This is a genomic window from Aquidulcibacter paucihalophilus (assembly GCA_030285985.1).
Lineage (GTDB): Bacteria > Pseudomonadota > Alphaproteobacteria > Caulobacterales > Caulobacteraceae > Brevundimonas.
This window is the reverse complement of record CP127384.1, coordinates 2,244,957-2,258,344: the sequence shown is the minus strand read 5'-3', so window position 1 is coordinate 2,258,344 and position 13,388 is coordinate 2,244,957. Positions and strand designations below refer to the sequence as shown.

The window sequence follows — 13,388 nt, the reverse complement described above, 5'->3', positions numbered from 1 at the left end:
CATCAGGCAACCGGAAGCGTTAGAAGGCGTTCCAAGGATCGGGGAATTTTCCTCGCATCGGCGGACTAGAATTTCATCGAGGGCGGTCGTCGTCTGCGGCCGTTTCTTTTGGGTTCCACAAGTCAGACCAAACAGCAGGAACTGGCGAACTATGTTCGATATCAAGAAGACCAACATCCTCCTGGCCATGGCCGCCGCCGGCGTCCTTATGGCCGGCACGCCGGTTCTCGCGCAGGATGCCCCCGCCGCTGATCCGGCCGCCGCAGCCGCCGCTCCGGCCGCTGCCGCCCCGGCCGCCGCAGAAGCCGCCCCGGCCGCTGAACCCGCCGTCGTCGGTGGTGAAAACCACGGCAAGATGACGCCGGCCAGCATGTTCATGGACGCTGACCCGGTCGTTAAGACCGTGATGATCGGCCTCGTTCTGGCTTCGATCTTCACCTGGGTTCTGCTGCTCATCAAAATGTTCGAGTTCGGCGCGCTCAACCGCAAGACCGACCAGTTCCTCGAATCCTTCCGCCAGGCCCGCACCATCGCGGACATGCGCAAGGTGGCGACGTCGGACGAGTTCGACGGTAACCCGCTGGCCGATATGGCCGCCGCGGCGACCGACGAAATCGAACTGTCGCGTCAGGCTGGCCTCTCGGTCACCGGCGATCACGCTGACTCGGCCCTGATGCGCGCACAGCAAGCTGTCGCCGCTGTTCAGGCCGGCCTGGCCAAGCGCCTCTCGGGCGGCCAGCAGTTCATGGCTTCGGTGGGTTCGACCGGTCCGTTCATCGGTCTGTTCGGTACCGTTTACGGCATCATGAACTCCTTCATCGGCATCGCGAACACCAACACGACCAACCTGGCCGTCGTCGCCCCCGGTATCGCCGAGGCGCTGCTGGCCACCGGTATCGGTCTGTTCGCCGCTATCCCGGCCGTTATCTTCTACAACTACTTCAACACCCGCATCTCGGCTTTCGGCACCCGTTCGGATGGCTTCAGCGCCGAACTGACCAACGCCATCTCGCGTAACCTCGACAAGGGAGCGTAAGCTCGATGGCCGCCAAACTTTCAGGCGGCGGCGGCGGCAAATACACCGTTGAGCAGAACAGCGAGATCAATGTCACGCCTTTCGTGGACATCATGCTGGTTCTGCTCATCATCTTCATGGTCGCGGCCCCTCTTGCCGCACCGTCCGTGGAAGTGAAACTGCCGCGTGCCGTCGCTCCGCTACAGGCTAACCCGCCCACGCCGATCTATATTTCGATCCAGAGCAATGGTCAGTCGTACCTTGGCGACTCCCCGGTTGAACTGGACCAGATCGGTACGGAGCTGCAGGCGCAGATCGGCCGGCGTAATCCCGCCGACGAACGTATCTTCATCCGGGCCGACAAAACGACCCGGTACGGCGATTTCATGCAGGTCATGAACTCGCTGCAGGACAACGGCTTCTACAGCGTTGCCCTGGTCGGTGAAGATACGGATGCTCAGTAGGAAACGGTGAAATCATGACAGATATTGAATATCACCGTTCCAGGTACGACGCGCCGAAGCGCAAGGGCTTCTTCGGGGTTCCCCCCGGCGTGCTCCTGGTCAGCATTCTGGTCGTCAGCATCCTGTTCTCGATCTTGGCGATCTACTTCATCAACGCCACGTTCAAGTTGAAAGAGATCAACTACTCTGACGACTCGGTCGACGTGGAGCTGATTGAACCGATCCCGCCGCCTCCGCCTCCGCCGCCGCCGCCTCCGCCGGACACGCCCCCGCCGCCCAAGCTGCAGGTGCGTCCCCCGGTCGTCGTTCCGAACGCACCGCCGCCTCCGGTGACGCTGCCGATCGAGCCGACGAAGAAGGAAGACCGCGTCGAGTATCGGGGTCCCCCGGTTATCGTCCCTGGACCGCCTCCGCCTCCCGCGCCCCCGGCTCCGCCGCGGCCGTCGGTGATCCGGAACCCGGCCTGGTCGCGCCAACCGGCGGCAGAGTTCCCTGAGCGGGCTCAGTCGCGCGGCATCGAGCGTGGACGGGTTGGCCTCGAGTGCCTGGTGAATCCGAACGGTTCCATGTCGGATTGCCGGATCATTTCCGAGGATCCGGCCGGTGCCGGCTTCGGCCAGGCGGCGCTCGCGGGCGCCCGTCGCGCCCGGGTCTCGCCTCGCGAGGTTGATGGTGCTGCGGTCGGTGCGCGGGTGACGTTCAACATGACGTTCGTCCTGCCCTCCGAGTAAGGCTCAAAATCTGACGAAGACGCCCCGGAGGTCCGCCTCCGGGGCGTTTTTGTTTCTGGCGTCAGCGCAACGGCCTGGCGGCTGACCGGGGGTCGGAAGCGACATTGGTCCGCCGACCCGGATCGCCGCAGTGCGATGTTCCCGAAGACAAGCGCGCGCGATCTCTTATCCGTCTTGATCGCCGACCGAGACCCCGCTAGACACGCCCCTCGCGAGAGCGCGCCGCCTTAGCTCAGTTGGTTAGAGCGCCGGTTTGTGGAACCGGAGGTCCTCAGTTCAAGCCTGAGAGGCGGTACCATCTCCCCACTTCGTGCAGGCGTTTTCCGGCATGACCGACACGCCCCCCGCCTGGGACCCCCGACAGTACAGCCGCTTCGAGGCAGAGCGCGACCGCGCCGCCCTCGACCTGCTGCTGCGCCTGCCTGGCGATCTGGAGCCGCGTGAGATCTGGGACCTGGGCTGTGGCACCGGCCAGCACGCCGCCCTGCTGAAGCGTCGCCATCCCGGCGCAGCAGTCCATGGACTGGATTCCAGCGTCGACATGCTGGCGCGCGCGCAGGCGCTGGGCACCGATGTCGACTGGCGGCTGGGGGATATCACCGACTGGCGCCCCGACCGGCCCGCCGACCTCATCCTGGCCAACGCCTCCCTGCACTGGCTGCTCGATCATCCCGCCCTGCTGGTTCGTCTGGCGGAGTCGCTGTCGTCGCGCGGTGTCCTCGCCATCCAGATGCCCATGGCGCACGAGACCCGGCATCACACCCTGATGCGTGCGGTGGCTGCCGAGGGGCCATGGGCCGCCGCTCTGGCCGGCGTCGGGGGCATCGCGCCCCTGCCGTCGCCCGAGCGCTACTATGAGGTTCTGGCGGGGTCCTGTGACGAGATCGACATCTGGGCCACCACCTATCTGCACGCCCTCACGGGACCCGAGGCGGTGCTGGAATGGATGAAGGGCACGGCGCTGCGACCCTTCCTTGCGGCGCTGGACGACCCGTCTATGGGCGCGGCTTTTCTGTCCACCCTCGGCGCGCGGCTGTCCGGGGCGTTTCCACGACGTCCGGACGGCGTGACCCTGTTGCCGTTTCCGCGCCTGTTTCTGGTGGCGCGACGTCGCTGACGGAGCGTCGCCGCCGCAGGCCGGTGACGGGTCCATCCAGCTTCGCCAGCGCCGCGGCGGCGGCGAGATAGCCGGCGGAGACGCCGGTGTCGAAACCCTTCCAGTCGCGGATGTCGAGCCCGTCGGGCGTCGGCTGGATCAGCACATCGGTGGCGGCGCGTGAGCTCTCGATGTCCGCATCCGTGGTCAGGGTGGCCGAGCGCATCAGGATCGAGACGATCGGTGGACCCCGCCGCCAGGCGCCGGTGACAATCAGCCGCCAGATCGACGGCGGATGCTCGATCAGGTCCGGGTCGACGCCCCGGGTCTCGGACATGTCGATGCCGACGATCGGCCCGCTGTGCATCTGGCGCATGACCTCGGTCGGCAGGTTCTTCAGCACCGCCCCGTCGACCAGCACCTGACCGTCGATGACGATGGGCGGTAGCAGGCCGGGTATGGCGATCGACGCCCGCATGGCGCGTCGCATCAGGCCGCGCCGGTGCACCTCGATCTTGCCGCTGGTCAGATTGGTGGAGACCGCGAAAAAGGGCCGGGACAGGTCCGCCAGGTCCACGTCCCCATAGGCCTCGAGCAGCAGGCGCTCGACCTTTTTCGCCCGGGTCATGGCCAGCATCGGGAAGGTGATGTCGGACAGCGGGTCGCTCTCGACGAAGGACCTGTGAATCCGGGCTTCCAGCTCTTCCTGCGACCAGCCCATGGCCGGGCCGGCGGCGATGACCGCCCCCATGGATGAGCCGCCCACGAAATCGATCGGCACCCTGGCCTCATGCAGCGCCCTGAGCGCGCCGATGTGGGAATAGGCCCGCGCACCGCCGCCGGACATGACCACCCCGACCGCCGAGCCCGTGATGACACGCGCCATCCGGTCGGCGTCGGCCTTGTCGCCCTCGACCGCCTGGAACCAGCGGCCAGGCTGGATGGCGTCCAGCCAGACCGCCGTATTGGCCGGCCGGGCCATGCGCGGGTCGCGCAAGAGGATCAGATCGGTGCGGCGCTGGGCGTCGAGTACCCCCGCATGCGGCATGGGCCGGTTGGGCGGGGCCATCAGGCCATTGCCCACCACAAAGACGCGGTCGACCTGCCGCGCGCACAGGGCGGCCCAGGCGGGCTCATCCATTTCAGCGACGTACAGCACGAAGTCGTGGGCGTCCTCGACCCGGCTGAACCATTCGGCGGCCGAGGCGAGTGCGGAATGGTCGATCACCTGACAGGTGAAGCCATCGGCCTCGATGGCCGCGGCGATGCGTTCGACGAAGGCGCGGATCGGCTGCGGGCGGGCGGAGATGAAGCCGAACACGCTGGGCTCGCCGCCGCCGGAGCGCCGGTCTCGCGCGCGCTGGATCATCAGTCGGGACAGTTCGACCATCAGGTCCGGCTCGGTCCGCGCGGCCTCGAAGAAGGCGTCGCGGGGCAGGGCGAGGACCTCACAGTCGCGCAGGGCGACGACGTCGGCGGTGTGCTCGGTCCCGGCCAGCATGGCCATTTCACCGGCGGGTTCACCGGGCCGGATGACGCCGACAAACTGGGGCGGCCGGGCCTCGCCGTGATCGCGGCGGAACACGCCCAGACGGCCGCTGCGCAGCAGATAGAGTGTGTCGGCGCTGTCGCCCTCTGCGAACAGGGTCTCGCCGCCCGTCAGGGCGAACCAGCTGGCGCGCGTGGTCTTGCCCCCCTCGAAGATGCGGTGAAGGGCGTCTTCCAGCCGGTCGGAGCGAGGAGCGGGCATTGGAGGGACTAGGAATCAGGGATGAGGGATGAGGGAATCGAGGACGCCGCGACGGGATGGTCGCAGCATCCTGCCCTAATCCCTAATCCCTCATCCCTACCAGGCTCCCATCTCCCTCAACCGCTTGGCCAGATCCTCCGGCACCTCGCCGGCGTCGAGGGTCGACAGGTCCGGCGGGGCGTCCTTCGGTTCCAGATAGCGCCAGCCCTGGAAGGGGCGGCGGGCCTGGGGGGCAGTGCGGACGACGGCGGGCGACAGGGTGATGTGGCACATCGAGGTCTTGCCCTCGCCCAGGGTTGCGATGTCGAGGATCGGCATCCGGCAGGTCACCGAGCCCTTCATCACCCAGTAGAGCGATCCGCCGTCTTCCAGCTCCGCTGCCCGCTTGGGTGTCATGCGCGTATGGACGGTCAGCCAGTCGCCCCTGGCCGCGCGGCGTTCGAGCGTCTCCACCTTGGCGACGCCGACGCACAGCTTGATCATGTGAAGCGGCAAACGATCCTCTTTCTCGCAGTGCGGCCGGCGATGCCCCGTGTCCCGGGCGGAGATTGTTCCAGGACAAGGCGCGCCGCGCCGGAGCCGCCCAGCATCAGTGAACACCTTGCGGGAGATACATCATGTTCAAGGCAAATGTCGGCGGGCTGGATCGAATTCTGCGGGTCATCCTCGGGCTCGGCCTGATCGCGATCGTCTTTGTCGGGCCCCAGACGCCTTGGGGCTGGGTCGGCCTCGTACCGCTGCTGACCGGCCTGTTCGGCACCTGTCCGCTCTACAGTCTGGTCGGCATCCGGACCTGTCCCCGGCGATAGGTCGTGGCAGACCGACGCAGGAGACAAGGTCGGGCCGGGGGCGTAAGGACTCGGGGTGCGACCTGACGGCGGCCCTGACATTCACGGACCGCCCCGGGCGCAGAAACGAACGGGCGCATCATGTACGGTTTGATCGGCAAGATGACGGCGACACCGGGTCAACGGGAGGCGCTGACCGCGGTCCTGCTGGAGAACCTCGGGACCATGCCGGGATGCCTCAGCTATATCGTCGCCCACGACCCGGCGGATGATCACGCCGTCTGGGTGACCGAGGTCTGGACCGACGAGGCCGCGCACCGCGCGTCGCTGCAGGTTCCCGAGATAAAGGCGGCGATCCGCCGGGCCATGCAACTGATGGCGACCTTCGCGGATGCCCAGGTGACGACACCGGTGGGCGGGGTGGGGTTCCGCTAGGGCGGGCTCAGGCCGCGCCGGCCGTGACGGTGGCCAGCACCGTGTCCGCCGCCACCTGATCGCCGACCGAGACACCGATTTCGCCCACCACGCCATCGAACGGAGCGACGAGGGCGTGCTCCATCTTCATGGCTTCCAGCACGACGATGGGCTGGCCCCTGGTTACCGTATCGCCGGCCTTCGCGGGCGTGGCGACGATCTTGCCCGGCATGGGCGCGCGGAGGGCACCGTCGGAGGCGGGGCCGGAGCCCGACCCGCTCCCGGCCCGGCCAAAGGCGCTGACGTCGAAGGCCGAGCCATTCTCGAACGCGATCACCCGTGTCGCCGACAGGCCGATCAGGCGCGTCATCGGATGATCGTCCTCGCCGAGCAGCTGGGCGAGATGGTGCGCGCCGTCGACGCGGACGGACTGGGTCCTTTGATCGGGGGCATTGGCGCGGAAGCCGATGGCACCGTCGAGATGGTCCCAGGGTGATATGGTCCGGTCGCCCCGGGGCGAGGCGAACTGGCGCAGCCTGTTGGCCGCGTCCTCGATCCCCATCTCCGACAGCGGTTCAGCGGCGAGATCGCTCTCCTCGGCGGCGATGAAGCCGGTGTCGACATCACCGGCCACGAACCGGGGATGCTCGAGGCATTTCATGACGAAGGCGGCATTGGTCTTCACCGGCCACACCTCGACCTGACGGGCGGCCTCAGCCAGGTCCTCCGCTGCCTCTTCCCGCGTCTCCGCATGGACGATCAGCTTGGCGATCATCGGGTCGTAGAACTGGCTGACCTCGCCGCCCTGTTCGACGCCGGTGTCCACCCGCACGCCTTCGGGCATGACGAAATGGTCCAGCCGACCGATGCTGGGCAGGAAGCCGTTGGCCGGGTCCTCGGCGTAGAGGCGCGCCTCCATGGCCCAGCCGCTGAGTTCGATCTCGTCCTGTTTCAGCGGCATGGGCTCGCCGGCGGCGACGCGGAACTGCCATTCGACCAGATCGACGCCGGTGACGGCCTCGGTGACCGGGTGTTCGACCTGCAGCCGGGTGTTCATCTCCATGAACCAGATGCGGTCGGCCTTCAGCCCGTCGGAGGCGTCGGCGATGAATTCGATAGTGCCGGCACCCTCATAGTTCACGGCCCTGGCGGCGCGGACGGCGGCGTCGGTGATGGCCTTGCGGGCGGCGGCGTCCATGCCGGGGGCCGGGGCCTCCTCGATGACCTTCTGGTGGCGGCGCTGCAGGGAGCAGTCGCGCTCATAGAGATGGACGACGGACCCGTGGCTGTCGCCGAAGACCTGCACCTCGATATGGCGCGGGCGGGTGATGTATTTCTCGATCAGGACGCGGGGATCGCCGAAGGAGGCCTGGCCCTCGCGCTGGGCCGAGGCGAGGCCGTCGGCGAAGTCTTCGGCGCGCTCGACCTTCCTCATACCCTTGCCGCCGCCGCCGGCGACCGCCTTGATCAGCACCGGATAGCCGATGGCGTCGGCCTCGGTCTGCAGGCGGGCCAGCGACTGGTCCTCGCCGAGATAGCCGGGCGTGACGGGCACGCCGGCCGCGATCATCAGGGATTTGGCGGCGTCCTTCAGCCCCATGGCCCGGATGGCGGCCGGGGGCGGGCCGATCCAGACCAGACCGGCGGCCATGACGGCCTCGGCGAAGTCGGCGTTCTCGGACAGGAAGCCATAGCCGGGATGGATGGCCTCGGCGCCCGTGGCCTTGGCCGCGGCCAGAACCTTCGCCGCGTCCAGATAGGAGTCGCGGGCCGGGGCGGGGCCGATCAGGACGGCTTCATCGGCCTCGCGGACATGCAGGGCCTTCGCATCGGCCTCGGAATAGACCGCGATCGTGCGGATACCCATGCGGCGGGCGGTGCGGAAGACGCGACAGGCGATCTCGCCGCGATTGGCGACCAGGACGGATTTGAACATGGGTCCGGTTTAGAGGGGCGAGGGTCGAGGGTCGAGGGGTGGTTGGTGATTGGTTCGGCCAGTCAGTCAGGGTGTGAGCCAACCGGGCAGGATGGCGGCGGCTGCCACCACCAATCACCAACCACCAATCACCGCGCTACTCAGCCCAGCGCGGCTTCCGCTTCTCAAGGAAGGCCCCGACGCCTTCCTGGCCCTCGGGCGAGACGCGGGCGCGGGCGATGCGTTTGGCGGTCTCTTCCATCAGGGCATGGTCGATGCGGTGGCCGGCGACGTGGTTCACCAGTCGCTTGGCGTCGCCCACGGCTCCGGGCGCGCAGGCCTTCATGCTGTCGGAGAAGCTGGCGATGAAGCCGTCGATCTGGTCGGCGCTGTCCAGCACCTGACTGACCAGGCCGAAGCCCCTGGCCGCGTCGGCGTCGAACAGTTCGGCCGTCATGAACAAGGCCCGGGCGGTGCGGGCACCGACGGCCTCGACAACATAGGGGGCGATGGTCCCGGGGATGAGCCCGAGCCTGACCTCGGAGAAGGCGAATTTCGCGCCCTTGACCGCCACGGCCATGTCGCAGGCCGCGACGATGCCGGCCCCGCCGCCCATGGCCGCGCCCTCGACGATGGCCACGGTCATCGCCGGTACGTCGTGCAGCGCCTTGAGCATCTTCGCCAGACCCATGGCGTCATCGCGATTGTCGCTCTCGGACCAGCGGACGGCGTCCGCCATCCAGGCCAGGTCCGCGCCGGCGCTGAACGTCCCGCCCGCCCCGCGGATGAACACCACGCGCACGTTGTCGGCGCCCTGCAGCGTCTCGAACGTCTCATACAGGGCCGCGATGGTCGGGGCGTCGAAGGCGTTGCGCTTGTCGGGCCGGTTGATGGTGACGAAGACCACGCCGTCGGCGGTGGAGTCGATCCGCACCAGATCGCCATTGGCGTCGGGCGCGGCGTCGGCCAGCAGCGGGTGGGCGATGGCGTTGATCTCGGCGGCCTCGGCCGGGGTGATGTCGAGGGCGTTCAGGTCGGCGTCGGTCGGCTGGCTCATGGCGGGTCCTCTTGAGGCTGTGAGTCTGTAACGCATCGCCCGGCAAATCGCATCGCGCTCGCGCAAAGACCGGCGTTATCTTGACAGGCAGGGGCTGCTCGTCTTGATGACCGGATCGTTAACGAGAACGTCCGCGGGGCGAGGCCACCCATGTCGAAAGCTGTCGCGTCCACCGTCAGGAAGCCGGCCCGACTGACCCCGACCAAGGTCAAGCTCGCCGCAGAGATCCGGGAACAGCTCAAGGCCCAGGGCGGAGCGGCCCATCGTGATGTGGTCATCGGGCGCATCCTGCAACGCAAGGGCGTCCACGGCCCTGCCGCCGAACGCACCCGCCGCGCCCTGCTGTCGGCCTTCGAACTGCATATGGACCCGACCCCCGACAGCGAGGCCCCGCGCCTGTTCGATCTGCCGTTCGGTCCGGGCTCCTACCGCTGGGCGCTGGACGAGCCGGTGCGGTCCGCCATACCGTTCTGAATGCAGACCAGCCCGAACGACCGCGTCCGCCGCATGAGCGTGGCCAGTGTCCACGTCCACTACGTCGCCAAGGCGGAACGGAAGGGCCGGACACGGGCCGAGGTGGACGAGGTGATCCGCTGGCTGACCGGCTATTCGCAGGATCAGCTGGAGGCCCTGCTGGCGGCGAAAACGGACTTCGAGACCTTCTTCGCCGAAGCCCCGGCCATGAACCCGAACCGCTTCCTCATCACCGGGATGATCTGCGGCCACCGGGTCGAGGCGATCGAGGACCCGTTCATGCGGGAAATCCGCCACCTCGACAAACTGGTCGACGAGGTGGCGAAGGGGAAGGCGATGGAGAAGGTTCTCCGCCAGCCCTGACTACATCCGGAACACGCCGAAGGTCGTCTCCGGGATCGGCGCATTCAGCGAGGCGCTGATCGCCAGCCCCAGCACGTCGCGGGTCTGGACCGGGTCGATGACGCCGTCGTCCCAGAGGCGGGCGGTGGCGTGGTACGGATTGCCCTCGTCCTCGTATTTCTGACGGATCGGGGCCTTGAAGGCCTCGGCCTGGTCCGGCGTCCAGCTGTCGGCGTCGCGGTGGACGGTGGCCAGGACGGCGGCGGCCTGTTCGCCGCCCATGACGCTGATCCGGCTGTTCGGCCAGGTGAACAGGAAGCGGGGGGCGAAGGCCCGGCCGCACATGCCGTAGTTGCCGGCCCCGAAGCTGCCGCCGATCAGGACCGTGAATTTCGGCACCTCGGCCGAGGAGACGGCGGTGACCAGTTTGGCCCCGTTCTTGGCGATGCCCTCGGCCTCGTATTTGCCCCCGACCATGAAGCCCGAGATGTTCTGCAGGAAGACCAGCGGGATCTTCCGCTTGCAGGCCAGTTCGATGAAATGGGCCCCCTTGAGCGCGCTCTCGGAGAACAGCACGCCGTTGTTGGCGAGGATGGCGACCGGATAGCCCCAGATGCGGGCGAAGCCGCAGACCAGGGTCGTGCCGTACAGGGCCTTGAACTCGTCGAACTCCGAGCCGTCGACCAGGCGGGCGATGACCTCGCGCACGTCGTAGGGGGCGCGGACGTCGTCCGGGATGAGGCCGTACAGTTCCTCGGCGTCATAGGCCGGGGCGCGGGGCTCGCGCACGTCCAGCTCGACCGACTTCACCGTGTTCAGGCTGTCGACGATGGTGCGGACGATCTCGAGCGCGTGTTCGTCATTTTCGGCGACGTAGTCGACCACGCCGGACTTGCGGCCGTGGGTCTCGGACCCGCCCAGTTCCTCGGCGGAGATGACCTCGCCCGTGGCGGCCTTCACCAGCGGCGGACCGGCCAGGAAGATCGTGCCCTGGTTGCGGACGATGACGCTCTCGTCCGACATGGCCGGGACATAGGCCCCGCCGGCGGTGCAGGAGCCCATGACGCAGGCGATCTGCGGGATCGACTTCGCCGACATCCGCGCCTGGTTGAAGAAGATGCGGCCGAAATGGTCGCGGTCGGGGAAGACCTCGGCCTGGTGGGGCAGGTTGGCGCCGCCGGAATCGACCAGATAGACGCAGGGCAGGCGGTTCTGCTCGGCGATCTCCTGGGCCCGCAGGTGCTTCTTCACCGTCATCGGGAAATAGGCACCGCCCTTCACCGTCGGGTCGTTGGCCACGATCATGACCTCGCGGCCCGAGACCCGGCCGATGCCGCAGATCATTCCTGCGCCGGGCGCGCCGTCGGGATCCTTGGCATCGCCATACATGCCGTTGGCCGCCAGCTGGCCGATCTCGAGGAAGGGCGAGCCGGGGTCCAGCAGCCGCTCGACCCGATCGCGGGGCAGCAGCTTGCCGCGCGAGACGTGGCGGTCGCGGCTGGCGTCCGAGCCACCGTGCGCGGCCTTCGCCACCTTCTCTTGCAGTTCGTCACGGAGCGCCCGGTTATGGGCGTCGAGCGCCTTGAAGGCGGGGCTGTGCGGATCGATGGCGGACGTCAGCTTGGGCATGCGGCTGGTTTAGGGCGGTTCCGGCGAACGCTCCATACCAAAAGCTATCGTCATTCCGGGCGGAGGCTCGCGCAGCGAGCCGCAGACCCGGAACCCAGCGGCGCCGAAGCGCAGCGAAGGCGATGGTTCGGCCAGGCAAGCTCCCGACAGGTTCGCGCTCTCGCGCGCCGCTGGGTTCCGGGTCTCCGCTGCGCTTCGCACGGAATGACGATAGCCAAGAGGGGCATAGCGCTCCTTATGTCACCTGCTAGCAAATCCAGTTGACCCCGCGCCTTCCCCATGGCCTGTCGCGCCTCCCATGATCGGCCTCAGCCTCCAGACCCGCGTCACCCTGAAAGACCTGCTGCATCTCGCGTGGCCGGTGGTGCTGGCGCGCATCGGCATCATGACCATGGGGCTGACGGATGTGATCGTGGTCGGCAATTTCTCGGGACTGGAGCTGGCCTTCAGTTCGCTGGCCCTGGCGCCGACGTCGATCATCATCACCACCGCGGTGGGCCTGATGATGGGGGTGCAGGTGATGACCGCGCGCCTGCTGGGCGAGGGTCGCCGCAGCGAGGTCGGCGGGGTGCTGCGGCGCGGTGTGACCTATTCGCTCCAGCTCGGCTTCGCCTCGATGTTCGGCCTGATCCTGCTCGGACCCTGGGCGCTCCAGCATATAGGCCTGGCCGACGGCCTGGCCGAGGGCGCCTCACCGGTGCTGGTGGTCTTCGCCCTGTCCATGCCCGGCTATCTGGTCAGCGTGGCGGCGCAGTTCTTCCTCGAGGCCATGCACCGGCCGCGCGCGGGCATGTGGGCGATGTGGATCGCCAATGGCCTCAATCTGGCGCTGAACCTGCTGCTGGTACCCGACCTGCTGGGCATCGGCCTGGACGGGGCTGTAGCGTCGGCCTGGGCGACCTTCGTGGCCCGGACCTCGCTGGCGGTGTTCCTGATCGTCTACATCCTGCGCCTGCCCGAGGCGCGGGCGCTGGGCGTGTTCAACCGGCCGAAGCGCGACCTGCCGGCCGAGCGCGAGCAGCGCAAGATCGGCTACGGTGCCGGCTCCAGCTATTTCATCGAGGTCGGGGCGTTCGCCGCCATGACCTTCATCGCCGGCCAGCTGGGCGCGATCGAGACCTCGGCCTGGGCCATCGTGCTCAATGTTTCGGCCATGGTCTTCATGTTGCCCATGGGACTGGCGGCCGCGACCGCCGTGCTGGTGGGGCGGGCCTATGGGGCCGGGGACGGGCGCGGCGTGATGCGCGCCGGTCTGGTCGGGATCGGGGTGGTCACCGCCCTGACGCTGACGGTCGCCCTGCTGGTCTGGCCGGGCGCGCCGCTGATCGCCAGCGCCTACAATCGCGATCCGGCGCTGCTGGCGGTCGTTATTCCGGCCCTGGTGCTGACCACCCTGTTCTTCGTCGCCGACGGGATCCAGGTCGTCTCAGCCTCCGCCAACCGGGCGGCGGGCGACGTCTGGTGGCCGACCATCATGCATTTCCTGTCCTACAGCGTGGTGATGATGCCGCTGGGCTGGTGGTGGGCGCATGAAGTCGGCGTCAACGGCCTGGTCTGGGCCATCATCGTCGCCAGCCTTGTGTCGTCCGTGCTGCTGACCGGACGGTTCGTGCGGGTGGCGCGGCGGTTACCGCAGGGATGAGGGATTAGGGATTAGGGGAGGCAGGGTTGCGATATGTCACCGCACTCGCCACTAACCGTGACTAATCCCTC

Annotated in this window: 13 protein-coding genes, 1 tRNA gene and 1 pseudogene; 10 read left to right on the top strand and 5 right to left on the bottom strand. The window is 67.9% G+C overall.

Annotated features, from left to right (window positions below; translation table 11 throughout):
- The first annotated feature begins 151 nt into the window (after positions 1–151).
- The 5 genes and pseudogenes from exbB (at position 152) to KB221_11160 (ending at position 2,895) form a co-directional block, all read left to right on the top strand.
- Positions 152–1,036 (top strand): tonB-system energizer ExbB, encoded by an 885-nt coding sequence (gene exbB, locus KB221_11180; protein ID WIY70914.1) that lies wholly within the window; start codon positions 152–154, stop codon positions 1,034–1,036.
- Between the two features lie 5 nt (positions 1,037–1,041).
- A complete protein-coding gene (locus tag KB221_11175; GenBank protein ID WIY68646.1) occupies positions 1,042–1,479 on the top strand; it encodes a biopolymer transporter ExbD in 438 nt (145 codons plus the stop codon).
- A gap of 14 nt (positions 1,480–1,493) precedes the next feature.
- The gene (locus KB221_11170; GenBank protein WIY68645.1) at positions 1,494–2,210 is read left to right on the top strand and encodes a TonB family protein; all 717 of its coding nucleotides are present in this window, start codon (positions 1,494–1,496) and stop codon (positions 2,208–2,210) included.
- Positions 2,211–2,431: 221 nt separating this feature from the next.
- Positions 2,432–2,508 (top strand) — tRNA-His (locus tag KB221_11165).
- 30 nt (positions 2,509–2,538) lie between these two features.
- Positions 2,539–2,895, top strand: a pseudogene (locus KB221_11160) (methyltransferase domain-containing protein).
- Positions 2,896–3,205: 310 nt separating this feature from the next.
- Here the strand turns inward: KB221_11160 and KB221_11155 are convergent.
- Complete coding sequence (locus KB221_11155; protein WIY68644.1) at positions 3,206–5,056, bottom strand: patatin-like phospholipase family protein; 1,851 nt, start codon at positions 5,054–5,056, stop codon at positions 3,206–3,208.
- A gap of 96 nt (positions 5,057–5,152) precedes the next feature.
- Complete coding sequence (locus KB221_11150) at positions 5,153–5,539, bottom strand: DUF1489 domain-containing protein (protein ID WIY68643.1); 387 nt, start codon at positions 5,537–5,539, stop codon at positions 5,153–5,155.
- A 134-nt stretch (positions 5,540–5,673) separates the two neighbouring features.
- On the opposite strand from KB221_11150, the gene KB221_11145 reads away from it, so the two are divergent.
- Positions 5,674–5,865, top strand: a complete 192-nt coding sequence (locus KB221_11145) for a DUF2892 domain-containing protein (GenBank protein ID WIY68642.1) — start codon at positions 5,674–5,676, stop codon at positions 5,863–5,865.
- A gap of 120 nt (positions 5,866–5,985) precedes the next feature.
- Positions 5,986–6,279 (top strand): antibiotic biosynthesis monooxygenase family protein, encoded by a 294-nt coding sequence (locus KB221_11140; protein WIY68641.1) that lies wholly within the window; start codon positions 5,986–5,988, stop codon positions 6,277–6,279.
- A 7-nt stretch (positions 6,280–6,286) separates the two neighbouring features.
- Here the strand turns inward: KB221_11140 and KB221_11135 are convergent, their stop codons facing one another.
- Together KB221_11135 and KB221_11130 are read right to left on the bottom strand one after the other, a co-directional pair.
- Positions 6,287–8,194 (bottom strand): biotin carboxylase N-terminal domain-containing protein, encoded by a 1,908-nt coding sequence (locus KB221_11135; GenBank protein ID WIY68640.1) that lies wholly within the window; start codon positions 8,192–8,194, stop codon positions 6,287–6,289.
- 136 nt (positions 8,195–8,330) lie between these two features.
- Complete coding sequence (locus tag KB221_11130; GenBank protein WIY68639.1) at positions 8,331–9,230, bottom strand: enoyl-CoA hydratase-related protein; 900 nt, start codon at positions 9,228–9,230, stop codon at positions 8,331–8,333.
- A 150-nt stretch (positions 9,231–9,380) separates the two neighbouring features.
- Between KB221_11130 and KB221_11125 the strand changes: the two genes are divergently transcribed.
- Together KB221_11125 and KB221_11120 are read left to right on the top strand one after the other, a co-directional pair.
- Entirely contained in the window at positions 9,381–9,704 is a 324-nt protein-coding gene (locus KB221_11125) for a hypothetical protein (protein ID WIY68638.1), read from the top strand.
- Positions 9,705–10,067 carry a DUF2200 domain-containing protein gene (locus KB221_11120; GenBank protein WIY68637.1) on the top strand — a complete coding sequence of 121 codons (363 nt, stop codon included), beginning with the start codon at positions 9,705–9,707 and terminating at the stop codon, positions 10,065–10,067.
- Here the strand turns inward: KB221_11120 and KB221_11115 are convergent, their stop codons facing one another.
- Positions 10,068–11,675: a carboxyl transferase domain-containing protein gene (locus KB221_11115; GenBank protein WIY68636.1), complete on the bottom strand. Its 1,608-nt coding sequence runs from the start codon at positions 11,673–11,675 to the stop codon at positions 10,068–10,070.
- A gap of 298 nt (positions 11,676–11,973) precedes the next feature.
- Here KB221_11115 and KB221_11110 point away from each other — a divergent pair, with 298 nt between their 5' ends.
- Positions 11,974–13,317: an MATE family efflux transporter gene (locus KB221_11110; protein WIY68635.1), complete on the top strand. Its 1,344-nt coding sequence runs from the start codon at positions 11,974–11,976 to the stop codon at positions 13,315–13,317.
- The last annotated feature ends 71 nt before the right edge of the window (positions 13,318–13,388 follow it).

Excerpts from the sequence above, each read along its gene's own strand:
- exbB (WIY70914.1), top strand. The coding sequence starts at position 152 with ATGTTCGATATCAAGAAGACCAACATCCTCCTGGCCATGGCCGCCGCC.
- KB221_11175 (WIY68646.1), top strand. The coding sequence starts at position 1,042 with ATGGCCGCCAAACTTTCAGGCGGCGGCGGCGGCAAATACACCGTTGAG.
- KB221_11170 (WIY68645.1), top strand. The coding sequence starts at position 1,494 with ATGACAGATATTGAATATCACCGTTCCAGGTACGACGCGCCGAAGCGC.
- KB221_11155 (WIY68644.1), bottom strand. The coding sequence starts at position 5,056 with ATGCCCGCTCCTCGCTCCGACCGGCTGGAAGACGCCCTTCACCGCATC.
- KB221_11150 (WIY68643.1), bottom strand. The coding sequence starts at position 5,539 with ATGATCAAGCTGTGCGTCGGCGTCGCCAAGGTGGAGACGCTCGAACGC.
- KB221_11145 (WIY68642.1), top strand. The coding sequence starts at position 5,674 with ATGTTCAAGGCAAATGTCGGCGGGCTGGATCGAATTCTGCGGGTCATC.
- KB221_11140 (WIY68641.1), top strand. The coding sequence starts at position 5,986 with ATGTACGGTTTGATCGGCAAGATGACGGCGACACCGGGTCAACGGGAG.
- KB221_11135 (WIY68640.1), bottom strand. The coding sequence starts at position 8,194 with ATGTTCAAATCCGTCCTGGTCGCCAATCGCGGCGAGATCGCCTGTCGC.
- KB221_11130 (WIY68639.1), bottom strand. The coding sequence starts at position 9,230 with ATGAGCCAGCCGACCGACGCCGACCTGAACGCCCTCGACATCACCCCG.
- KB221_11125 (WIY68638.1), top strand. The coding sequence starts at position 9,381 with ATGTCGAAAGCTGTCGCGTCCACCGTCAGGAAGCCGGCCCGACTGACC.
- KB221_11120 (WIY68637.1), top strand. The coding sequence starts at position 9,705 with ATGCAGACCAGCCCGAACGACCGCGTCCGCCGCATGAGCGTGGCCAGT.
- KB221_11115 (WIY68636.1), bottom strand. The coding sequence starts at position 11,675 with ATGCCCAAGCTGACGTCCGCCATCGATCCGCACAGCCCCGCCTTCAAG.
- KB221_11110 (WIY68635.1), top strand. The coding sequence starts at position 11,974 with ATGATCGGCCTCAGCCTCCAGACCCGCGTCACCCTGAAAGACCTGCTG.